The organism is Mesorhizobium sp. P5_C1 (assembly GCF_054049815.1).
Window position 1 is genome coordinate 1 of the sequence record NZ_JBFULQ010000047.1, and the last position, 20,996, is coordinate 20,996.

The 20,996-nt window shown below is 63.6% G+C and carries 22 protein-coding genes; 14 read left to right on the plus strand and 8 right to left on the minus strand.

Features of this window, described 5'->3' with window-relative positions:
* Window positions 1-832 (plus strand): RHO alpha subunit C-terminal catalytic domain-containing protein (locus tag ACXJ7R_RS06400; protein ID WP_457151072.1); only part of this gene is annotated, 832 nt, incomplete at its 5' end.
* An 80-nt stretch (window positions 833-912) separates the two neighbouring features.
* Window positions 913-2,013 (plus strand): 2Fe-2S iron-sulfur cluster-binding protein, encoded by a 1,101-nt coding sequence (locus ACXJ7R_RS06405; protein WP_457151091.1) that lies wholly within the window; start codon window positions 913-915, stop codon window positions 2,011-2,013.
* 63 nt (window positions 2,014-2,076) lie between these two features.
* Here ACXJ7R_RS06405 and ACXJ7R_RS06410 read toward each other — a convergent pair whose 3' ends face one another.
* From ACXJ7R_RS06410 to ACXJ7R_RS06435, 6 genes are all read right to left on the minus strand, one after another.
* Window positions 2,077-2,823 (minus strand): ferredoxin reductase, encoded by a 747-nt coding sequence (locus tag ACXJ7R_RS06410; protein WP_457151073.1) that lies wholly within the window; start codon window positions 2,821-2,823, stop codon window positions 2,077-2,079.
* Entirely contained in the window at window positions 2,820-3,431 is a 612-nt protein-coding gene (locus ACXJ7R_RS06415; protein ID WP_457151074.1) for a sulfite oxidase-like oxidoreductase, read from the minus strand. Before ACXJ7R_RS06415 ends, ACXJ7R_RS06410 begins: the two co-directional genes overlap by 4 nt.
* 149 nt (window positions 3,432-3,580) lie before the next feature.
* Complete coding sequence (locus tag ACXJ7R_RS06420; RefSeq protein ID WP_457151075.1) at window positions 3,581-5,104, minus strand: DegQ family serine endoprotease; 1,524 nt, start codon at window positions 5,102-5,104, stop codon at window positions 3,581-3,583.
* Between the two features lie 256 nt (window positions 5,105-5,360).
* Complete coding sequence (locus tag ACXJ7R_RS06425; RefSeq protein WP_457151092.1) at window positions 5,361-6,080, minus strand: MBL fold metallo-hydrolase; 720 nt, start codon at window positions 6,078-6,080, stop codon at window positions 5,361-5,363.
* Between the two features lie 52 nt (window positions 6,081-6,132).
* A complete protein-coding gene (locus tag ACXJ7R_RS06430) occupies window positions 6,133-7,299 on the minus strand; it encodes a diphosphate--fructose-6-phosphate 1-phosphotransferase (protein ID WP_457151076.1) in 1,167 nt (388 codons plus the stop codon).
* Window positions 7,300-7,480: 181 nt separating this feature from the next.
* Complete coding sequence (locus ACXJ7R_RS06435; protein WP_457151077.1) at window positions 7,481-8,245, minus strand: L,D-transpeptidase; 765 nt, start codon at window positions 8,243-8,245, stop codon at window positions 7,481-7,483.
* An 80-nt stretch (window positions 8,246-8,325) separates the two neighbouring features.
* On the opposite strand from ACXJ7R_RS06435, the gene ACXJ7R_RS06440 reads away from it, so the two are divergent.
* From ACXJ7R_RS06440 to xylB, 4 genes are all read left to right on the plus strand, one after another.
* Window positions 8,326-8,607 carry a hypothetical protein gene (locus tag ACXJ7R_RS06440; RefSeq protein ID WP_457151078.1) on the plus strand — a complete coding sequence of 94 codons (282 nt, stop codon included), beginning with the start codon at window positions 8,326-8,328 and terminating at the stop codon, window positions 8,605-8,607.
* A gap of 94 nt (window positions 8,608-8,701) precedes the next feature.
* Complete coding sequence (locus ACXJ7R_RS06445; protein ID WP_457151079.1) at window positions 8,702-9,325, plus strand: LysE family translocator; 624 nt, start codon at window positions 8,702-8,704, stop codon at window positions 9,323-9,325.
* Between the two features lie 149 nt (window positions 9,326-9,474).
* Window positions 9,475-10,797, plus strand: coding sequence for a tetratricopeptide repeat protein (locus tag ACXJ7R_RS06450; protein ID WP_457151080.1), 1,323 nt, complete (start codon window positions 9,475-9,477; stop codon window positions 10,795-10,797).
* Window positions 10,798-10,878: 81 nt separating this feature from the next.
* Window positions 10,879-12,333, plus strand: coding sequence for a xylulokinase (xylB, locus tag ACXJ7R_RS06455; protein WP_457151081.1), 1,455 nt, complete (start codon window positions 10,879-10,881; stop codon window positions 12,331-12,333).
* 38 nt (window positions 12,334-12,371) lie between these two features.
* Here the strand turns inward: xylB and ACXJ7R_RS06460 are convergent, their stop codons facing one another.
* Window positions 12,372-12,734 carry a nuclear transport factor 2 family protein gene (locus ACXJ7R_RS06460; protein WP_457151082.1) on the minus strand — a complete coding sequence of 121 codons (363 nt, stop codon included), beginning with the start codon at window positions 12,732-12,734 and terminating at the stop codon, window positions 12,372-12,374.
* A gap of 113 nt (window positions 12,735-12,847) precedes the next feature.
* On the opposite strand from ACXJ7R_RS06460, the gene xylA reads away from it, so the two are divergent.
* The 4 genes from xylA (at window position 12,848) to ACXJ7R_RS06480 (ending at window position 15,995) form a co-directional block, all read left to right on the plus strand.
* Complete coding sequence (gene xylA, locus ACXJ7R_RS06465) at window positions 12,848-14,170, plus strand: xylose isomerase (RefSeq protein ID WP_457151083.1); 1,323 nt, start codon at window positions 12,848-12,850, stop codon at window positions 14,168-14,170.
* A 145-nt stretch (window positions 14,171-14,315) separates the two neighbouring features.
* Window positions 14,316-14,792, plus strand: a complete 477-nt coding sequence (locus tag ACXJ7R_RS06470; protein ID WP_457151084.1) for an N-acetyltransferase family protein — start codon at window positions 14,316-14,318, stop codon at window positions 14,790-14,792.
* 174 nt (window positions 14,793-14,966) lie between these two features.
* Entirely contained in the window at window positions 14,967-15,170 is a 204-nt protein-coding gene (locus tag ACXJ7R_RS06475; protein ID WP_457151085.1) for a hypothetical protein, read from the plus strand.
* A gap of 60 nt (window positions 15,171-15,230) precedes the next feature.
* A complete protein-coding gene (locus ACXJ7R_RS06480; protein ID WP_457151086.1) occupies window positions 15,231-15,995 on the plus strand; it encodes a TIGR01458 family HAD-type hydrolase in 765 nt (254 codons plus the stop codon).
* Here ACXJ7R_RS06480 and ACXJ7R_RS06485 read toward each other — a convergent pair.
* Window positions 15,973-16,956 (minus strand): GlxA family transcriptional regulator, encoded by a 984-nt coding sequence (locus ACXJ7R_RS06485; RefSeq protein WP_457151087.1) that lies wholly within the window; start codon window positions 16,954-16,956, stop codon window positions 15,973-15,975. The genes ACXJ7R_RS06480 and ACXJ7R_RS06485 overlap by 23 nt on opposite strands.
* Window positions 16,957-17,091: 135 nt before the next feature.
* On the opposite strand from ACXJ7R_RS06485, the gene ACXJ7R_RS06490 reads away from it, so the two are divergent.
* The 4 genes from ACXJ7R_RS06490 to ACXJ7R_RS06505 are packed head-to-tail and all read left to right on the plus strand — an operon-like array spanning window position 17,092 to window position 20,906.
* Window positions 17,092-18,009 carry a 3-keto-5-aminohexanoate cleavage protein gene (locus ACXJ7R_RS06490; protein ID WP_457151088.1) on the plus strand — a complete coding sequence of 306 codons (918 nt, stop codon included), beginning with the start codon at window positions 17,092-17,094 and terminating at the stop codon, window positions 18,007-18,009.
* A 21-nt stretch (window positions 18,010-18,030) separates the two neighbouring features.
* Window positions 18,031-18,654, plus strand: a complete 624-nt coding sequence (locus tag ACXJ7R_RS06495; protein WP_457151089.1) for an HD domain-containing protein — start codon at window positions 18,031-18,033, stop codon at window positions 18,652-18,654.
* Window positions 18,655-18,656: 2 nt separating this feature from the next.
* On the plus strand, window positions 18,657-19,739 hold the full coding sequence (locus ACXJ7R_RS06500; RefSeq protein WP_095083111.1) for a carnitine 3-dehydrogenase: 1,083 nt from the start codon (window positions 18,657-18,659) through the stop codon (window positions 19,737-19,739).
* Window positions 19,740-19,742: 3 nt separating this feature from the next.
* On the plus strand, window positions 19,743-20,906 hold the full coding sequence (locus ACXJ7R_RS06505; RefSeq protein ID WP_457151090.1) for an acyl-CoA dehydrogenase family protein: 1,164 nt from the start codon (window positions 19,743-19,745) through the stop codon (window positions 20,904-20,906).
* The last annotated feature ends 90 nt before the right edge of the window (window positions 20,907-20,996 follow it).

Below are 20,996 nucleotides of genomic sequence, written 5' to 3' on the forward strand. Positions count from 1 at the left end.
CTGTGAAAGCGTCGGCGGCTACATTTTCATCTGCCTGGCCAAGGAGCCGGCGGATTTCGCACCGATGCGCGCGATGATCGAGCCCTACCTTTTGCCGCACCGGCTGCGCGAGGCCAAGGTGGCGTTCGAATCGACCATTGTCGAGAAGGGCAACTGGAAGCTGGTCTGGGAAAACAACCGCGAGTGCTATCATTGCGCCGGCAATCATCCGGAGCTCTGCAAGACTTTTCCAGAGGCACCCACGGTGACCGGCGTGCAAGGCGCCGACAGCGACCCGGAAATGCTTGCGCACTGGGCGAAATGCGAAGCGGCCGGCCTGCCGAGCAAATTCCGCATCGATCCGGCCGGACAGTACCGCGCCACCCGCGCGCCGCTGCTGCGCGATGCCGTCAGCTACACGATGACGGGAAAGCGTGCGGTCAAGAAGAACCTGTCCGACAGCGTTTCGACCGACCGCATCGGTTCCTTGCTGCTCTATCACTATCCGACGACCTGGAACCACATTCTGGGCGACCACGCCGTCACCTTCCGGGTGTTGCCGATCAGCGCCACGGAGACCGCGGTGACGACCAAATGGCTGGTTCACAAGGATGCGGTCGAAGGCATCGATTACGATCTCGACGAACTCACCCACGTCTGGACCGAGACCAACGACCAGGACCGGCGGATCGTCGAGGAAAACGCCTTCGGCATCCTGTCGCCTGCCTACGAGCCCGGCCCTTATTCGGAGCTGCATGAGGGTGGCGTCATCCAGTTCGTCGAGTGGTACGCGTCGGTCATCGGCCCGCGCCTTGCCGAAGGCGGCCGGCCGGCGCTGCGCAGCGTTGCATAGTGCATGTCGCCCAAAAGTGCGCAGCGGTTTTGGGAACTCGACATGCACAGGGCAAGAGTGAGGACAAGAGGATGAATGCGATGACGGATCTCGGCCTCTATCGCCATCTCGACCAGATGACGCCCTGGAACGACCGGCTCCAGGTGCTGGAAGTGATCGGCGTCAGCGACGAAGCGCCTGATGTGAAGACCTTCACCTTCCGCTCCGACAACCAGACCTGGTTCCGCTACAAGCCGGGCCAGTTCGTGACGCTGGAACTGCCGACCGCCAACGGGCCGCTGATGCGCACCTATACGCTGTCGTCTTCGCCATCGCGGCCGTTCTCGATCGCGGTGACGATCAAGGCTCAAGCGGGCAGCATCGGCACACGCTGGATGTTCGACCATCTGACGCCGGGCTCGCACGTCAAGGCCTATGGGCCGACAGGCGACTTTTCGCTGCACAGCCACCCGGCCGCCAAGTACCTGTTCATTTCAGCCGGCTCGGGCGTGACGCCGATGATGTCGATGCTGCGTTGGCTGAACGACTGCGCACCATGGACCGATGTCGGCTTCGTCAATTGCGCGCGGCGCCCGGAAGAGATCATTTTCCGCAAGGAGCTCGAACTGCTCGGCAGCCGCATGCCGGGCCTGTCGCTCGGCTTCATGATCGAGGAGCGGTCCAGCCGCGAGGGCTGGTTTGGCCATATGGGCCGCATCGACGCGATCCGGCTGCCCTTGCTGGCGCCCGATTTCCGCGAGCGTGAAATCTTCTGCTGCGGCCCCGATCCCTTCATGCGCGCGGTGCGCGGCATGCTGGACGCCGCCGGCTTCGACATGACGAAGTACCATCAGGAGAGCTTTGCCGCGCCTGTCGTGGAGGAGATCCCGGCACCGTTCACCTCGCCGGTGGAAGACGGCCCCGCCATTGTCGTCGAGGCCGCGACACCGATCCGGTTTTCGCTTTCGGATGTCGAGGCCGAATGCGTCGCCGGCCAGACCGTGCTGCAGACGGCCCGCGCCTCGGGTGTGCGGATTCCGGCTGCCTGCGAGTTCGGCCTCTGCGGAACCTGCAAGGTGAAGAAGGTCGCCGGCGATGTCGAGATGAGCCACAATGGTGGCATCCTCGATCACGAAATCGACGACGGCTTTATCCTCGCCTGCTGCTCGAAGCCGCTTTCTGCACTCGAAATCGAGGCGTGACCGGCGGGCGATGCCAAGGCTCAGAACGACGACACGGGAAACCTCTCGAAATGCCGTGTCCGTTCAAACTCCGTAGCGCTCGGTGCGGATGATCTCCGCTGCGACGCCGGCATCGATCAGCGCTTGGGCGGCGGCCGAAACGAAGGCGTTGGAGCCGCAGACGAAGGCGATATCAGGCGGTCCGGGCAGGTGCGCCATGGATTGCACCATCATGGCAACGTCCACCCGCCGCGAATAATCGGCTGGACGGCGTGCGGCTTCGCGCGTCAGGGTCAGCACCAGGTCGAAGCCGTCCTTGCGATCGTCGAGGGCAACCAGTTCGTCACGAAAAATCACCTCGTCCCAGATCCGCGCTGAAAGGACCAGGGTGATGGGCACGCTCGAATTGCGCCTGGCGCGATGACGGACCATCGCCATCAAAGGCACGACGCCCGAACCACCCCCGACCAGCAAAACCGGCCCGCCATCGACATCGGGCCAGATGAAATGCCCACCGAGCGGCCCGCGCAGTTCGACCTCGTCGCCAATTGCTGCGACGTCGTGGAAAAAGGGCGAGACCTCGCCATCGTCGAGTTTTTCGATCGCCAGTTCGATCACCCCGCCATCTCCGGGCGCGGAGGCAATGGAATAAGAGCGGCGCGCCTGATAGCCGTCCGGCGCCGTCAGCCTGACGTCGACATGCTGACCGGCAAGATAGGTGAAAGGCCGCGATGGCTGGAAAAAGAAGCTGGTGACAYGCGGCGTGCGCTTTTCGATACGGACGATCCTGACTGTCTGCCAGGGCGATTGCACTGCCGCAGCGTCGCTCATGGATCGTTCGTGTAGCGCTGCTCGCGCCAAGGGTCGCCATAGATGTGATAGCCGCGCAATTCCCAGAAACCCGGCTCATCGCGCTCGGTGAACTGCAGGCCGTTCAGCCATTTGGCCGATTTCCAGAAATAGAGATGCGGCACCAGCAGCCGCGCCGGGCCGCCATGGTCAGGCGTGATCGGCTTGCCTTCGTAAAGCAGAGCCACCATCGCCTTGCCGGCGGTGAGGTCCTTGGTCGGCACGTTGGTGGAATAGCCGTCGAAGGAATGCGCCAGCGTGAAGGCGGTCGGCGGCTCGATGCCGGCATCGGCGAGGATGTCGTCAACAAGCACGCCTTGCCATGGCGTGTCGAATTTTGTCCATGCGGTCACGCAATGGATGTCGCGCGTCATCTTGGTCAAGGGCAGCGCGTTGAACTCGGCCCAGTTCCATTTCTTGATCGGCCGCGGCCCGTGCTTCAGCGTGAACGACCAGTCCTCGGTGCGCACCCGCGGCGTCGGGCCGGCTGACAGGACCGGAAATCCCTGCTCGAGATATTGCCCGGGCGGGATGCGCGCATCGCCGTCGATCGGCGGGCGCCGTCCTGAAGAAAACCCTCGGGTGACCATCGCGGCAATCCCCCTGCATCAGGCCACTATCGGCCTTATGCAATGTTCTCGAAGATGACGTGGCGGGCAACCGAAATCTTGATGGACAGGATCGGCAGGCCGGCGTCGCCGCGCCCGCCGATCGCTGCCTTCACGTCAGCGCCCCGGCGTCAGCCATTGGCAAACGGCACCGCGACATAGATCTGGCTGCCCTCGCGCTCGACCAGCAGAAGCACCGATTTGCGGCCGGACTTGCCGGCTTGGGCGATCGCCTGCGTCACTTGCCTGGCGGTTTTCACCGGCGCCTGATTGACGGCAACGATGATGTCGCCGGGCTGGATGCCCGAGGCCGAGGCCGGTTTGTCGGGATTGACGCTTGCGACCAGGGCGCCATGCTGATTGGCCGCCAGGTTCAACTCCTGGCGGACATCAGGGGTGATGTCCATCAGGCCAAGCCCGATTGCCGGGACGCGCGAGCCCTGCTCGGTACTCGGCGCGCCGGACCCGTCGGTCACGGATGCGGTCTTCACATCGTCGCCGTTGAGCCCGACATCGACGGAAATATCCATGGCCTTGCCCTTGCGCCAGATATCCAGCGTCTCCCTGGCGCCCGGCGCGACATCGGCGACGGCCCGCGACAGGTCCTTGGGATCCTTCACATCCTGTCCGGCAAAKCYGGTGATGACGTCGCCGGTCTCGAYGCCGGCCTTCGCAGCCGGCGAGCCTTCATTGACCTGCGAAACCAGTGCGCCGCCAGGATGGTCGAGCCCGATGGCGCTGGCCACATCCGGCGTCACCGGCTGTATGTCGACACCGAGGTAGCCATACTGGATGGAGCCATCCTTCATCAGCTTGGCGACCACCTTCTGGGCCTGGTCGGACGGGATGGCGAAGCCGACGCCGACACTGCCGCCATTGGGCGARTAGATCGCSGTGTTGATRCCGACGACAKTGCCGCTGACATCGACCAGCGGACCGCCGGAATTGCCATGATTGATCGGCGCGTCGATCTGAATGAAGTCGTCGAACGGCCCGCTGTGCAGATCGCGGCCGCGTGCTGACACAATGCCTGCCGTGACCGTGGTGCCGATGCCGAACGGATTGCCGATTGCCAGCACTTGGTCGCCGGTCATCAGCCTGTCGGAATCGCCCCATTTGACGGTCGGCAAGGGCTTGTCGGATTTGATCTTGAGCACGGCGAGATCGTTCTTGGCATCGCGGCCGACGAGCTTGGCGGGAAGCTCGGTGCCGTCGTCGAGCGTTACCTTGATGGAAGAGGCGCCATCGACGACGTGATTGTTGGTGACGATGGTGCCATCGGCAGCGACGATGAAGCCTGAACCGAGCGCTTCGGCACGCGGAGCCTGCTGCGGCGGGGCCTGTGGAGCGGGTATGCCCTGGTCGCCGAAGAACTGGCGGAAATACTCGTCGAACGGCGAGTTGCCGAGAGGCATGCCGTCGTCCGCGCTTTCCGGCTGTGCCTTCATGACGGTGGTAACTGTCACCACCGCGGGCTTGTCGGCGGCCACGATGGGAGCGAACGAGCCGTTGGGTGCAGAGATGCCGGCGACAGGTGTCTGGGTTGTCGGAACGGCGTTGCTCGCACTTTGAGCGAAAGAGATGACAAAGGGAGATATGATTAGCGCAGCGCCCAGCGAGGCCGCGACGCGATGTCTGCGAATGATATCTGACATGGTCGTTTGTCCGGGCGAGAGTTGATCCTGCGCTGTGGCCGCCTCTCTTGGAAACTGGCCATCCCGCGTGTCGAGGGTCGCGATTGCCCGTCTCGCCTTGCATGGCAGCCGACCGGATCGACAGCCTGCATCTAGGGTGCGGATTGGCCCGATTTAGGGTTTTCAGGCGACCTTACGAAGATTTAATTTCCAGGCGGCGACAGGTCACAATGTCGTGGGGTGGCGGCAAGACGGTCTTCCCAGCCCCGCGGAGGGATCAGATCGCGTCGGTTCGCCCGAGATATGCTGTGGCGATGTCTTGCATGCGCTTGCCGTCGAAGCTCGGCCCGTGGCCGCCATGGCCGATGCGGATCGGGACGTCGAGCAGGCGCTGCATCGTGCGGCGATAGGCCGTTCGATCGGAGTCCGGCAGGTCGTCGATCAACGTGTCGTCGTAGATGGCGTCGCCGCTGAAGAACAGGCCATCGGCCTCGTCGAGCAGCGCGATCGAATCCGGCGAATGTCCGGGCAGGTGCAGCACGCGAAACTGACGGTCGCCGAGATCGATCACGTCGCCCTCGTCAAGGGTTCGCGTCAATGGCGCTGAGGGGATCCTGTAATCGGCTGCCTTCCAGCCCGGCGCGGGCAGTTTCGAGACGGCACCCTCAAGGTCGCGGAACATGTAGGCATAGGTCGCGGCGTCATCCATGGTCTCGAACTGCGCGGCACTCATCCTTGGCCCGGCCCGCAACGGGAACTCGTGCAGCGAGCCGACATGGTCGAGATGAATATGGGTTGCGACGACGAGCAGCGGCTTGCCGTCGGACAACTCGATCTCCGGCGCCAGCGGACAGATGCCCATGCCGGTGTCGACCAGAAGGTCGACATCGCGCCCGCGCAGATGCCAGATATTGGCGCGCACGTATTCGTGCACGAACGGCTCGGTCAGCATCGTCGTCTTCTCGTCCACGATGCTCTTGCTGAACCAGCCCGGCATCAAGTGTGAGCCCGGCATCACGTGTGAGCCCGGCATCACGTACAAGCCGGCATCAGACGAACGGCTTCCCGACCTTGTATTTTTCAGGCACCAGCCGCTTGAGATAGGCCATGCCGGCCTCGGACAGCTGATTGACATCGGGCTTCATGAAATCGTCGGGCATATGGCGGGTCTTGCCGGCGACGTTCTTCAGCGGCACCTTCTTCAGCACCGTTTTGGCGCCGTCATATTGCAGCGCCACCGAGCCGCCGCCCTGTTCGGCGACGCTGACCGCAAAGGCGCCGGCATCGAATGCCTCCTGCGCGTCGACAGCGCTGATGGCGCCGACATAGCCGCGCGGCATGTAGCCGAGTGCATCGACGCGGGCCCGCTTGCCGGGCAGGCCTTCGGCCAGCGCGCGCTCGAGCGCGGCCGGCAGGTCGCTGCCCGACAGCTTGACGTTGCCGTGCGCGTCGCGCTCGAGCTTCTCCGGCGGCACCAGGCTTTCGACCAGCGCCTTGCCATCGGCGGTGCTGACACCTTCCGACACGGCGACGATACAGCGCTTGTGGCGGTCGAGCGTGGCGCGCACGTCGTCGATGAAGCCGGCCGCGGAGAACGGGCGCTCCGGCACGTAGACGAGGTGTGGGCCGCTGTCGGCGTCGAGTTGCCAGGCCGCGGCGGCGGCCGTGAGGAAGCCGGCGTGACGGCCCATGACGATGCCGACATAGATGCCGGGCAGGGCGCGGAAATCGAGGTCGACGGACAGGAAGGCGCCAGCGACGAACTCGGCCGCCGAGATGAAGCCCGGCGTGTGGTCGTTCTCCTCGAGATCATTGTCGATGGTTTTCGGCGCATGGACGAAAGCGATCGTGCCGCCGGCGGCGTCGGTCAGGATCTGCTGCGTGCCGGATGTGTCATTGCCGCCGATGTAGATGAAGGCGTCGGCGCCGGCCTTCTTCAGCCCGTTCAGGATGACCTCGCAATAGGCGGCGTCCGGCTTGTCGCGCGTCGAGCCAAGGGCCGCACTTGGCGTCCCGGCGATCAGCCGCAGCCGGTCTTCCGGGATGGCGGAGAGGTCGACATAGTTGCCGTCACGAATGCCGCGCACGCCGTGAATGGAGCCCAGCACCTTGGCGCCGGGATGCCGCTTGCGGATCTCCAGCGTCGCTCCGACCACCGTCTGGTTGATGACGGCGGTCGGGCCGCCGCCCTGCGCGATAACGAAAGTTCCGGCCATTCCTGACGTCTCCCGAGCGATGAAATTCGTAGGCACATTCGCCTGTCTTTCGCCATCGCGCAACGGGAGAACCAGAGCATGATCCCGAAAAGCATGCCCCCGGCCCGAGGGTGGGAACCGGCTTTCGCCAGAGATCATGCTCGAACAGAAAGAGAAGCGGCCGCGCCGGCGGCCGGCAGGATCACATGACGACGACCGGGTTTTTCTTGGAGACGCGGCTGTAGAGGTCGATGATGTCCTGGTTGATCAGGCGCACGCAGCCCGAAGACATCGCTTGGCCGATGCTCCACCATTCGGGCGAACCGTGGATGCGATAGCCGGTGTCCTTGCCGTCCTGATAGATATAGAGCGCCCGGGCGCCAAGCGGGTTGGTGAGACCGCCGGGCTGGCCGGCCTGCCATTTCACCAGTTCCGGCTTGCGGGCGATCATTTCGGGCGGCGGCGTCCAGGTCGGCCATTCCCTGCCGTACTGGATGTTGGCGCGGCCGGACCAGCGGAAGCCGTCCTTGCCAATGCCGACTCCGTAGCGGATGGCTTCACCGCCCGGCTGGACGAGATAGAGCATGCGCTCCTGCAGATGGACGACGATGGTGCCGGGCGCCTCGCCGGTCRTGTCGACCACGATCTGGCGGCGGAATTCCGGCTTGACCTTCAGATAGGGCACTTCCGGCACGTTGAAGCCGCCATCGGTCAGCCCCGCATACATCAGGTCGGGGCTGGTGATGTGCTTGTCAACGCTGATGCTTGGCCGGATCGGCACTGAGCCGGTGACCGTGTCGTCGAGATCCAGCACCGGCAGACCGCCGCCCGAGGTCGAGCAGCCGGCAGCACTGAGCAAAGCCAGCGCCCCTGCGCCGGACAGGATGGCGCGACGGGAAAGATGATGATCGGTTTCGATTGCGTCGCCATTTCGCGGCGGCATCAGACCTTGCGGCAACTCACGCATATACCCAAACCCTACGCTGTCGGCGGGAAGCACGGTCCGGCCGGATGAAACGCATTTTCATCATTCATGGTTGATAAAGCGTGAAGGCCTTGCGCAGCCTGCGTTTGCGCGCTGCCTTGCTGGCGTTCGAGCCGCCGCCCGACCGCCGACCGAAGGGCTGCTGCACAAAAAGGTCTCCGTCAGGTCATATTCCCGGCGCCGGCGCTTCCTACCCCCCAGGCGGCTACCGAGGGGGACCCATGTGCAAGACCTTAAAAACCGACATCAAGCTTTTTGCCGCGGCCATTGCCGCAGCAGCAATCGTTCTCTGTGCCGATGTCAGCCTGGCCGATATCGTGAACACGCTGAGCGGCGCGAACTGACACCGACCTGCCGTTGGCGAAATTAGGGAATCACCCTTTACATTCTCCCGCTGCCAAGGATTTATCCTCTTCTTTACGCTCAAAGGAGACGAGCATGTCCTTCGAAAACTGGGCCGCCTTCACTGCCGCATCGACGATCCTTCTCATCATTCCAGGTCCGACCATCCTTCTGGTCGTGTCCTACGCGCTGGGCCAAGGCTGGCGTACCGCCTTGCCGATGGCGGTCGGCGTGGCGCTCGGCGACTTCACCGCCATGACGCTGTCGATGCTGGGCATCGGCGCGCTGCTGGCCGCTTCGGCCACCGTCTTCACCGTCCTGAAGCTGATCGGCGCCGGCTATCTGATCTATCTCGGCGTGAAACTGTTTCGCGCCGGCGGCGCGCTGAAAGCCGAACCACGCACCGACGTGGTGTCCTCGGCCAAGATGATGGCGCATGCCTGGCTGGTCACCGCGCTCAACCCGAAAAGCATCACCTTCTTCGTCGCCTTCCTGCCGCAGTTCCTCGACCGGCATGCCGATTTCTGGACGCAGATGCTGATCTTCGAGACGACCTTCCTGGCGCTCGCCTTCGCCAATGCCTTCGGCTATGCGCTTATCGCGGCGCGCGCACGCAACGTCGTGCGCAATCCCAAGGCGATCCGCATCTTCAACCGGACCGGCGGCACGCTGCTGGTCGGCGCCGGCATCGCCACGGTGGCGATGCGTTCGGGCAATTAGGGACAATGGAGAATTTCGGCTTCACCGTTTGACGCTGAAGCCGAGATTGCCCTGGAAAATGTACCGGTTGGCGAGTCTGTGGCCCATGCTTTAGGATCGCCTTGGGCCGAAGGATCGAGGCTCATCGCAAGCYGATCAAAGGACATTGCATGGCCATCAGGGACGCATTGGATCTAACACTTTCGGGCGCAACGGAGGCGGGGTTCGCGCCCTACAGCCAGGCCGTGCGTGAACTGCTGTGCTTCATCGGCGATCCCGTCGCCTCCATCGACCGTGCCATATCGGCGGATCCCGGTTTCGTCATGGCGCATGTCTTCAAGGGCTATCTCTTCGGCCTCGCCACCGAGCGTGACGCGACGGCGGTAGCCAGGGCTTGCCACGAGGCGGCGCTGCCGCTCGCCGCGACGACGCGCGAAGAGGCGCATGTCTTGGCCCTCGGCCACCTCGCCAACGGGCGCTGGCATGACGCCGCCAGGATTCTCGAGGATATAGCCATCGAGACCCCGCTCGACGCGCTGGCACTACAGGTCGGGCACCAGATCGACTTCTTCACAGGCAATGCGCGCATGTTGCGTGACCGCATCGCCCGCGCTTTGCCGTCCTGGCGGAGCGATATGCCCGGTTATCATGGCATTCTCGGCATGCAGGCCTTCGGGCTGGAGGAAATGGGCGACTACACCAGGGCCGAAATGCTTGGCCGCGCGGCGGTCGAGATCGAGCCGCGCGACGGCTGGGCGCAGCATGCGGTCGCGCATGTCATGGAAATGCAAAGCCGGCAAAGGGACGGTATCGCCTGGATGCGCGCCAATCCCGAGGCCTGGACAAGGGAGAGCTTCCTGCAGGTGCACAATTGGTGGCACCTGGCGCTGTTCCACTACGATCTCGGTGAGACCGACCAGGTGCTGGCGCTCTATGATGGACCGATCTATGGCACGCCATCGGCCATGGCGCTGAACATGGTCGATGCGTCGGCGATCCTGTGGCGGCTGCATCTCGGCGGCATCGATGTCGGTGACCGCTGGACGGCGCTCGCCGCCAATTGGCCCAAGGTCGGCGCCGGCGAATATGCCTTCAACGATGCGCATGCGATGATGGCCTTCGTTGGCGCCGGGCTCGACACCCCGGCGCGGACCTTGCTCGAGGCGCAGCGCGAGGCGATGCATGGCAACGGCGACAATTCTGCCTTCACGCGGGATGTCGGCCATCCGCTGACGCTGGCAATCAAGGCATTCGGCGAGGCCAACTACACCGAGACCGTGCAGCTGATACGGCCGATCCGGGCGATCGCCAACCGCTTCGGCGGCAGCCACGCACAGCGCGACGTCATCGACCTGACGCTGATCGAAGCGGCATTGCGGGCCGGCGACGGCGCGCTCGCCAGGGCGCTCACGGCCGAGCGTTCGATGGCGCGGCCGGACAGTCCGCTGTCTGTGCTGCTTTCGCGGCGCGCCGCCGATTTGTCAGAGAATTGACCCGAAGCGGATCTTGTCTTAAAAACTGGCCAAGCCAGATTTTTTCGAGATCCGAAAAAATTAATGGCATGGGAGGAAATCATGTATCTCGGCCTCGATCTCGGGACATCGGGCGTCAAGGCGCTGCTGATCGATGCCGAGCAGACTGTCATCGGCTCCGGTCACGCATCGCTCGACGTATCGCGGCCGCATCCGGGCTGGTCGGAACAGGATCCGTCTCACTGGATACGCGCCTGCGAAGAAGCAATTGCCGAGCTGAAGGCTTCCCACCCAAGCCAGCTCGCCTCGGTGAAGGGCATCGGCCTGTCGGGACAGATGCATGGCGCGACCTTGCTCGATTCCGCCGACGAGGTGCTGCGGCCCTGCATCCTGTGGAACGACACGCGCAGCCATGCCGAGGCGGCGGCGCTGGACGCCGACCCGCGTTTTCGCCAGCTGACCGGCAACATCGTCTTTCCAGGCTTCACCGCGCCGAAACTTGCCTGGGTGAAGAACAACGAGCCCGCGGTCTTCGCCAAGGTCGCAAAAGTGCTGCTGCCCAAGGATTTCCTTCGGCTCTGGCTTTCGGGTGAACACATTTCGGAAATGTCGGATTCGGCCGGCACCTCCTGGCTCGATGTCGGCAAGCGGCGCTGGAGTGCGGACCTGCTCGCAGCGACATCGCTCGACGAGAAGCAGATGCCGTCGCTGGTCGAGGGCACACAGAAGGCCGGAGCCCTGCGCAGTGAACTGGCTTCGAAATGGGGCATGCAGGCTGGCATCCCGATCGCCGGCGGCGCCGGCGACAATGCGGCTTCGGCATGTGGCATGGGCACGGTCGGTGCAGGCCACGCCTTTGTCTCGCTCGGCACATCGGGTGTGCTGTTTGCCGCCAATGCTTCCTATCTGCCCAACCCGGCAAGCGCCGTCCACACGTTCTGCCATGCGCTTCCGAACACCTGGCATCAGATGGGCGTCATCCTGTCGGCGACCGATTCGCTGAATTGGCTGGCGGAGATCACCGGCAAAGGCGCGGGCGAACTGACCGCCGAGCTCGGCGATACGCTGAAGGCGCCGAGCGGCGTGTCCTTCCTGCCCTATCTGTCGGGCGAGCGCACGCCCTACAATGATGCCGCCATCCGCGGCGCGTTCACCGGATTGGCGCATGAATCGAGCCGCGTGGTGCTGACGCAGGCCGTGCTCGAAGGCGTTGCCTTTGCCTTCCGCGACAGTCTCGAGGCACTCGCCACAGCCGGCACGACCTTGACGCGGGTGACGGCGATCGGCGGCGGTTCGCGGTCGCGCTACTGGCTGAAAGCGATCGCCACCGCGCTTGGCCTGCCCGTCGATATTCCCGCCGATGGCGATTTCGGCGCCGCCTTCGGCGCGGCGCGGCTTGGCCTGCTCGCGCAGACGGGTGCCGATCCGCTCAGCATCTGCACGGCACCCAGGACGGATGCAACCATCGAACCGGATGTGGCACTCGGCGGCGTCTATGCCGATGCCTATCAGCGCTACCGGGCGCTGTATCCGGCGATCAAGGTGGCCACGGCGTGACTGCGTTCTCGCCCACGCCGCGGTCTGCCAGGGCGGCGTTATTGCGCCGGCACCTTGTCGAGAAAGCCAGTGACGTTCTTCAGGCGGCCGTTCTCGATGACACCGATGTCGGTGCCTTCGATGATGGAGGGAGTGCCTTCCGGGCCAAGGTTCCACGAGAAGCGGATGGTGTCGGCAAAACCGTCCGGCGTGCCCTTCAGCGAGAACCGGAAGCCGGCAAAGCGCTGCTGCACGCCGTCGATCAGAGCCGCGACGCCTGCATGGCCGTCGCCCTGCATCAGCGGATCGCGATAGCTGACGTCTTCGGTGAAGGTCGCCTTGAGCAATTCGGCCCGGCGATCCGCGTCGCTCTCGTTCCAGGCGCTGATGTAGCCTTCGGCGATCTTGATGAGGTCGGTCATGGTCTGTCTCCTTCGTTTGACGGTTTTGACATGAGCCTTTTCGACCGGCGGAAGAACGAAACCAATTACGCCTGAGGTAATCAGGGCGAACTATTCGAGAGAGGACAAAGATCATGAGCAGCGGATTTTTCGGCGACATCAAACAGATCAAGTATGAGGGGCCGGATTCGACCAATCCGCTGGCCTACCGGTTTTACAATCCCGACGAGGTGGTGGCCGGCAAGCGGCTGGAAGACCATCTGCGTTTCGCCGTCGCCTACTGGCATTCCTTCGCCTGGCCGGGCGGCGACCCGTTCGGCGGGCAGACCTTCGACCGTCCGTGGTTCCCGAAAGCGGGCGGCGTCGACACGATGGAACTGGCGAAGCTCAAGGCCGATGTCGCCTTCGAAATGTTCTCGCTGCTCGGCGCGCCCTATTTCTGCTTCCACGACGCCGATGTGCGGCCCGAGGGCAAGGACTTTTCCGAAAGTGCGGCACGCCTCGACGAGATCGCTGACTATTTCGCCACCAAGATGAAGCAGACCGGCGTCAAGCTCTTGTGGGGCACGGCGAACCTGTTCTCCAATCGCCGCTTCATGTCGGGCGCCGCCACCAATCCCGATCCGGATGTGTTTGCCTATGCGGCGGCGACGGTGAAAAGCTGCATCGACGTCACCAAGCGGCTGAAGGGCGAGAATTACGTGCTGTGGGGCGGCCGCGAGGGCTATGAGACACTGCTCAACACCGACCTCGCCCGCGAGCAGGAACAGGCCGGCCGCTTCCTCAGCCTGGTCGTCGACTACAAGCATAAGATAGGCTTCAAGGGCACGATCCTGATCGAGCCGAAGCCGCAGGAGCCGACCAAGCACCAGTACGATTATGATGTCGCGACGGTCTATGGCTTCCTCAAGCGCTTCGGGCTGGAGAAGGAGGTCAAGGTCAACATCGAGCAGGGCCACGCCATCCTGGCCGGCCATTCCTTCGAGCACGAGCTGGCGCTGGCCAATGCGCTCGGTATTTTCGGTTCGATCGACATGAACCGCAACGACTACCAGTCGGGCTGGGATACCGACCAGTTCCCCAACAACGTGCCGGAAATGGCGCTGGCCTACTACCAGGTCCTACAGGCCGGCGGCTTCAAGACTGGTGGCACCAATTTCGACGCCAAGCTGCGGCGCCAGTCGCTCGACCCCCAGGATCTGCTGATCGGCCACATCGGCATGGATTCGTGCGCGCGCGGCCTGAAAGCCGCGGCTTGCATGGTAGAGGACAAGGCGCTGTCGGCGCCGCTGGCAGAGCGCTACGCCGGCTGGAACACGGCCGAGGGCAAGGCGATGCTTGCCGGCAAGCGCACGCTGGAAGACATCGCCGAGCGCGTCGTCAAGAAGAAGATCGAGCCGCAGCCAAGGTCCGGCCGCCAGGAGCTGCTGGAAAACATCGTCAACCGGTACGTGTGAAGCCTGATCTCTGGACCGACATCCACCACCTCTGGCTGAAAGCAGCCGTGATCGCCTTCTGCTAGTCACGGATCTTTGTTGGCCTGTGCGAGTTCAAGGTGCCGCGCCGCCGAAAAGGCGACGCGGCGGCTGGCAGGAGGAGGAGATGGCAGAGGATCGAATCATCGTGCGCCGGGCGCAGGCAACCGACATCCCGGCGTTGAAGCAGGTGCTGCAGGAAACATTCCAAGGCACCTGGCTGCCGAACATCACCCAGAAATCGGCGCAGCGCTACGTCGAATTGGATATTGGCGGGCGCTACGTCGACCAGAGCTGGCCGGAATTTGCCGTTGCCGAGATCGATGGCGACGTCGCAGGCCTAATCCATTGGCGTGCGGACTTTATCGAAGCCCTGCACGTCATGGCGTCGCGCCAAGGGCAAGGCGTTGGCCGCAAGCTGCTTTCCCATGCCGAACAGGCGATCGCTGCCGCCGGATTTGCGCAGGCGCGGCTGGAAACCGACACGTTCAATCTGCGCAGCCAGACGCTCTACAAAGCGGTTGGCTATGTCGAGAAAGATCGCTACCCCGACGACGAATGGGACAGAGGCTTCACCACCGTGCTGTTCGAGAAGCGGCTGTAGACGTCTCCGACCTGGCCTGGCCAGACGCGGGAACGACTTTGCGCAAGGCTGGCTCCGACGACACGGTTCTGCCCTCTACCGCCCTTCAATGACCTCGCTCTTGCCTTCAAACTGCCGTCACGTATCTCGTATAAGACTGGCTCGTGGCGGGAAGGAAGAAGGAGGCGAACCGATATGCAGAACGAACGTGAAATCGACGCCCTGCTCTCACCTGGCGAGGCCGGATCGATCATCGACCGGCTGATGGCAATGCCGCATCCGAAAGACGGCACGCAGCGCACAAACGAATGGGATCGCGCGGTTGCAGCGCGACTTGAAACGGTGCTGGCCAAGAGCATGCGCTCGCGCATTGTCCACGAAAACCGCGATGTCGCTTGAAGGTCCCTGTGGTTTGACGAACGGAGCCTGTTTCGTCATCCTTCGCCGATGGTACGCGCGGTGCTTCTGGACCTTTTGGGTGTCGTCTACAATGGCGACACCCCGATAGCGGGCGCTGTCTCGGCAATCAATCGCCTGCGCAATGCGGGCTTGCCGCTCCGCTTTGTCAGCAACACAACTCGCTCAACACACAAGGCAATCATCGCGCAACTTACCGCCCTCGGCGTCGAGGTTGGAGAAGAGGAATTGCTGACGCCGGCGCGTGCCGCCGTCGAATGGCTGCGCAGGCACGGCCTCACACCGCATCTGCTCGTCCATCCCAACCTGGAGCCTGAGTTTTCCGGACTGGGCGGTGCAAATGGGCGGGCCGTCATCGTCGGAGATGCAGGCGAAGCCTTCGATCATGCCAGGCTCAACCGGGCGTTCCGCGAGCTGGTGGCCGGCGCTGATTTTGTGGCGCTCGCCACCAATCGCACCTTCAAGGATGCAGACGGTCTGCTTAGCCTCGACACAGGCGCCTTCGTTGCCGCCCTCGAATTCGCCAGTGGCCGAAGCCCTGTCGTGCTCGGCAAGCCGTCACCGGACTTCTTTCTTTCGGCGCTTGCCAATATGAACTGCTCGGCCGCCGATGCGGTCATGGTCGGCGACGATGCCGAGAGCGATGTCGCCGGCGCGCTGCGCGCCGGGCTTGGTGCGGCGCTGCTTGTGCGGACAGGCAAGTATCGCCCAAACGACGAAACACGTTTCAATCCGGCGCCCACGGCGGTGGTAGATGACCTCGCCGCCGCGACCGACTGGATACTCACCAACCGCGCCGTACTCTGACTGGCGCTTCGCCGAAAGCCCGTGAAAACGCCCTCGAAAACGCCGCAGCGGACGAAAATCCTGTCCGCCCGGCAATATCGGCCATCGCCACCCGGGTGTCGACCACCAGCCGGCGCGCCGCCCCCAGCCGAAGCCTGAGATAGTAGGCGCCCGGCGTCTCGCCGATCGACTTGCGGAAAATGCTTTCCAGGGTTCTCGCCGTCACGCCGGCGCGCTTGGCCACCGCTTCTATGGTCAGCGGCTGGTCGACATGCGATTCCATCAGTCGGATGGCTTGCGCCAGCCGTGGATCGTAGCCATCGAGCCGGCCGAGCGAGACCAACGGCTGGGCATCTGTGGCGGCGCGTGCCTGGTCGTAGATGAAGACGCTGGCGACATCGAGCGCCACCGCCATGCCAAGGCGCGTGCGAATGAGATGCAGCATCAGGTCGAAGGTCGGCGACGCGCCGCCAGAGGTGAAGACCGGTCCGTCGATGACATAACGGTCGGGGCGGACATCTACGCAGGGAAAGGCCGACGAAAAGTCCTCCATATCCTCCCAGTGGGTGGTGGCGCTGCGCCCTTCCAGCAGGCCGGCGCGCGCCACCAGCCAGGTGCCGGCCTCGACGCCGCCGCAGGCCCGCGCCGTCCGTGCCGCCCGTCGCAAGCCTGAAAGCAGAGCCGACGTTGCGTAGTTCTGGGTGCCGAAGCCGGCGACGACGACAAGCACGTCGGTTGGATCGGCCGCGTCGAAGCGGCCACTTACCGCCACCGGCAGGCCGCACGTGGTGACTGGAGCCTCGCCAGTCACCGAGACCAGCTTGAAATCGAAGAGGGTCTCGCCGGAGATGCGGTTGGCGGCGCGCAAGGGATCGACTGCCGACGCGACGCACATGATGGACGAGCCGGAAAACACCAGCAGGGTCACCTTGAGCGGCAGGCTCTCGGCGCGAAAGATGTCAGGTTTTTCGCTTTTTATCATATAGTCTTCGTAAAAGGCAAAACAGTTTCCGGCAAGTCAGGCAATGTTGGTTGGTTCTTATGCATGTCGGTGTCCCAAAACCGGTTGCCACTTTTGGGCGGCATGCATGATTGTTTCGATTGGGAGGAGAATTCGATGCCGCTCGCGATGAACCGTGAGGTCTTCATTACCTGTGCCGTGACCGGGTCCGGTGGCTCGCAGGACCGCAGCCCGCATGTGCCGCGCTCGCCCAAGCAGATCGCCGATTCGGCCATCGACGCGGCCAAGGCGGGTGCCGCGATCGTGCATTGCCATGTGCGCGACCCCGAAACAGGCAAACCTCGTCGCGACGTGCATCTCTACCGCGAAGTGACCGAGCGCATCCGCGCGGCAAACGTCGACGTCATCCTGAACCTGACCGCCGGCATGGGCGGCGACATGGTGTTCGGTTCGCCCGAAGCACCGCTGCCTTTGAATGAAAAAGGCACCGACATGGGCGGCGCCACCAACCGCATGGAACATGTGCGCCAGTGCCTGCCGGAAATCTGCACGCTCGACTGCGGCACCATGAATTTCGCCGAGGCCGACTATGTCATGACCAACACGCCCGGCATGTTGCGCGCCATGGGAGGCATGATGACGTCGCTCGGCGTCAAACCGGAGATCGAGGCCTTCGACACCGGCCATCTGTGGTTCGCCAAGCAGCTGGTCGAGGAAAAGGTGCTGAACCCGGATGCCCTGGTGCAGCTCTGCATGGGCGTGCCGTGGGGTGCGCCTGACGACCTCAACACCTTCATGGCCATGGTCAACAATGTGCCGTCGACCTGGAACTGGTCGGCCTTTGCCATCGGCCGCAACCAGATGGCCTATGCAGCCGCAGCGGTGCTTGCCGGCGGCAATGTCCGCGTCGGGCTGGAAGACAATCTGTGGCTCGACAAGGGCGTGCTGGCAACCAATGCGCAGCTGGTCGAGCGCGCCGCCAGTATCGTCACCAATCTGGGCGCCAGGATCCTCGGGCCCGAAGAAGTGCGCAAGAAGCTGAACCTGACCAAGCGGGCGCCGATAGCGGCATAACTCAATCGCTGGGAGGTCGGCATGACTACCGTCAAGTTCACGGCGATGAAGGATGGCGACAGGCAGGACTACGAGTTCCTGACCGCGCATGAGATCGACTATGCGGCGAAGACCGGCGAGCGGCTGCTCGACGCGCTGGTCCAGCTCGATGAAGGCCTGTCGGGCTACAAGATCACCCGGCTCGGCCATTCGCTGCAGGCGGCGACCCGCGCCTGGCGCGATGGCGCCGACACCGACTGGATCGCCTGCGCGCTTCTGCACGACATCGGCGACATCTACGCGCCCTACAATCACGATGAATACGCCGCTTCGATCCTGAAACCGTTCGTGCGCGAGCAATGCACATGGGTGGTGGAGAAGCATGGCGACTTCCAGCGGCTCTACTATGCCCATCATCTTGGCGGCGACCGCCACGCCCGCGACCGCTTCGCCGGCAACGCCTATTTCGACGATTGCGATGCGTTTTGCGAACGCTGGGACCAGTCGAGTTTCGACCCCGACTATGACACGCTGCCAATCGAATTCTTCCGGCCGTCCGTGCTCGAAGTCTTTGCCCGCAAGGCCTATGACCCGTCCGTGATCCGCGCCGGCGAGCGCGTGCCCCTCCTCGATTCTGAAACCGCCACCAAGAGAACCGGAGCTTAAGCATGAGCATCATCAACAAGGCGGCCGCCATCGGCGGCGGTGTCATCGGCGCCGGCTGGGTGGCGCGCCTGCTGCTCAACGGCATCGACGTTTCGATCTTCGATCCCGATCCGGAGGCGTCGCGCAAGGTCAGCGAAGTGATGAAGGGAGCGCGCCGCGCCTATAAGCAGATGGTGCCCGGCGGCCTGCCGAAAGAGGGCCGGCTGACCTTCGCCAAGACCATCGCCGAGGCGGTGGCCGACGCCGATTTCATCCAGGAAAGCGTGCCGGAACGACTCGACCTCAAGCACCGCGTGCTGGCCGAGATCGATGCCCATGCGCCTGCCAACGCCATTGTCGGTTCCTCCACCTCCGGCATCAAGCCGACCGACATGCAGGTGGCGATGAAGAAGCACCCTGAGCGGTTGGTCGTTGGCCATCCGTTCAACCCCGTCTATCTGCTGCCGCTGGTCGAGATCGTCGGTGGCGAGCAGACCTTTCCCGAAGCAATCGAAGTCGCCAAGGAGATCTACGCCTCGATCGGCATGAAACCGGTCGTCATCCGCAAGGAAATCGAAGCCTTCGTCGGCGACCGCCTGCTCGAGGCGGCATGGCGCGAGGCGCTGTGGCTGATCAAGGACGGCATTTGCACGGTCGAGGAACTCGACGACATCATGCGCTATGGCTTCGGCCTGCGCTGGGCGCAGATGGGCATGTTCCAGGTCTATCGCGTCGCCGGCGGCGAGGCCGGCATGCGCCACTTCATGGCGCAGTTCGGCCCGTGCCTGAAATGGCCGTGGACCAAGCTGATGGACGTGCCAGAGTTCAACGACGAATTGGTCGACCTGATCGCAACGCAGTCGGACGACCAGGCGCATGGGCTGTCGATCCGCGAGCTGGAAAAGATCCGCGACGACAATCTGGTCGCGATCATGGACGCGCTGTCGAAGCAGAACAAAGGCAAGGGCTGGGGCGCCGGCGCCTTGCACAAGGACTATACCAAGCAGTTGGCCAAGCTGGCGGCGAAGAAGCCGACCGCCTCCAAGGCGGCAGAGAAGGCCAAGGCAAGCAAGCCGAAGAAAAAGACCGGCAAGAAGAAGGGCTGACCCATGGATTTCGGGCTGTCGGAGGAACAGAAGCTCATCGTCGAGACGACGCGAGCCTTCGTCGAAAACGAGCTTTATCCGCATGAGCGCGAGGTCGAGCGCACCGGAGTGCTGCGCCGCGAACTGATCGAGGAGATCAAGGTCAAGGCGATCGAAGCCGGCCTGTACGCCGCCAACATGCCGGCGGACGTCGGTGGCGCCGGGCTCGATACGGTGACTTGGCTGCTTTATGAAAAGGAGCTCGGCCGCGCCAACTATGCCCTGCATTGGACCTGCGTGGCGCGGCCTTCCAACATCCTTTTGGCCGGTACGCCGGAGCAGCGCGAAAAATATCTGTTCCCTTGCATCCGTGGCGAGAAATGGGACTGCCTGGCGATGACCGAGCCGGGCGCCGGTTCCGATCTGCGCGGCATGAAGGCGACCGCGGTGCAGGATGGCGACGACTGGGTGCTGAACGGCACCAAGCACTTCATCAGCCATGCCGATCTCGCTGATTTCGCCATCGTCTTCATGGCCTCGGGCGAAGAGGATTCACCGCGCGGCAAGCGCAAGAAGATCACCGCCTTTTTCGTCGACAAGGGCACCAAGGGCTTTGCCGTGCGCGACGGCTATCGCAACGTCTCGCATCGCGGCTACACCAACGCCATCCTCGAATTCGATGATTGCCGGCTTCCCGCCAGCCAAGTGCTCGGCGAGGTCCACAAGGGATTTGACGTCGCCAATTCCTGGCTCGGCGCCACCCGGCTGCAGGTCGGCGCCACTTGTCTCGGCCGCGCCGAGCGCGCACTGGGCCATGCTGTCGAATATGCCGCGCAGCGCCAACAGTTCGGCCAGCAGATCGGCAAGTTCCAGGGCGTGTCGTTCAAGCTTGCCGACATGGCGACGGAACTGAAGGCGGCTGACCTGATGGTGTTCGAAGCCGGCTGGAAGTACGATCAGGGCACCGTCACCGATCAGGACATGGCCATGGCCAAACTGAAGGCCACCGAAATGCTTGCTTTCGTCGCCGACGAAGCGATCCAGATCCATGGCGGCATGGGGCTGATGGACGATCTGCCGCTGGAGCGTATCTGGCGCGACGCGCGCGTCGAGCGTATCTGGGAAGGCACGTCCGAGATCCAGCGCCACATCATTTCACGGGCGCTGCTGCGCCCGTTTGGAGCCTAAGCATGATCGCGAAAAGTGGTATCCGGTTTTCTCGGACAAACGATCTCGTTTGTCCCGAAATCATGCTCCAACGAGAAAACCATCATGCAT

Excerpts from the sequence above, each read along its gene's own strand:
- ACXJ7R_RS06500 (WP_095083111.1), top strand. The coding sequence starts at position 18,657 with ATGAGCATCATCAACAAGGCGGCCGCCATCGGCGGCGGTGTCATCGGC.
- ACXJ7R_RS06445 (WP_457151079.1), top strand. The coding sequence starts at position 8,702 with ATGTCCTTCGAAAACTGGGCCGCCTTCACTGCCGCATCGACGATCCTT.
- ACXJ7R_RS06415 (WP_457151074.1), bottom strand. The coding sequence starts at position 3,431 with ATGGTCACCCGAGGGTTTTCTTCAGGACGGCGCCCGCCGATCGACGGC.
- ACXJ7R_RS06470 (WP_457151084.1), top strand. The coding sequence starts at position 14,316 with ATGGCAGAGGATCGAATCATCGTGCGCCGGGCGCAGGCAACCGACATC.
- ACXJ7R_RS06490 (WP_457151088.1), top strand. The coding sequence starts at position 17,092 with ATGCCGCTCGCGATGAACCGTGAGGTCTTCATTACCTGTGCCGTGACC.
- ACXJ7R_RS06495 (WP_457151089.1), top strand. The coding sequence starts at position 18,031 with ATGACTACCGTCAAGTTCACGGCGATGAAGGATGGCGACAGGCAGGAC.
- ACXJ7R_RS06405 (WP_457151091.1), top strand. The coding sequence starts at position 913 with ATGACGGATCTCGGCCTCTATCGCCATCTCGACCAGATGACGCCCTGG.
- xylA (WP_457151083.1), top strand. The coding sequence starts at position 12,848 with ATGAGCAGCGGATTTTTCGGCGACATCAAACAGATCAAGTATGAGGGG.
- xylB (WP_457151081.1), top strand. The coding sequence starts at position 10,879 with ATGTATCTCGGCCTCGATCTCGGGACATCGGGCGTCAAGGCGCTGCTG.
- ACXJ7R_RS06485 (WP_457151087.1), bottom strand. The coding sequence starts at position 16,956 with ATGATAAAAAGCGAAAAACCTGACATCTTTCGCGCCGAGAGCCTGCCG.
- ACXJ7R_RS06460 (WP_457151082.1), bottom strand. The coding sequence starts at position 12,734 with ATGACCGACCTCATCAAGATCGCCGAAGGCTACATCAGCGCCTGGAAC.
- ACXJ7R_RS06505 (WP_457151090.1), top strand. The coding sequence starts at position 19,743 with ATGGATTTCGGGCTGTCGGAGGAACAGAAGCTCATCGTCGAGACGACG.
- ACXJ7R_RS06450 (WP_457151080.1), top strand. The coding sequence starts at position 9,475 with ATGGCCATCAGGGACGCATTGGATCTAACACTTTCGGGCGCAACGGAG.
- ACXJ7R_RS06430 (WP_457151076.1), bottom strand. The coding sequence starts at position 7,299 with ATGGCCGGAACTTTCGTTATCGCGCAGGGCGGCGGCCCGACCGCCGTC.
- ACXJ7R_RS06475 (WP_457151085.1), top strand. The coding sequence starts at position 14,967 with ATGCAGAACGAACGTGAAATCGACGCCCTGCTCTCACCTGGCGAGGCC.
- ACXJ7R_RS06425 (WP_457151092.1), bottom strand. The coding sequence starts at position 6,080 with ATGCCGGGCTGGTTCAGCAAGAGCATCGTGGACGAGAAGACGACGATG.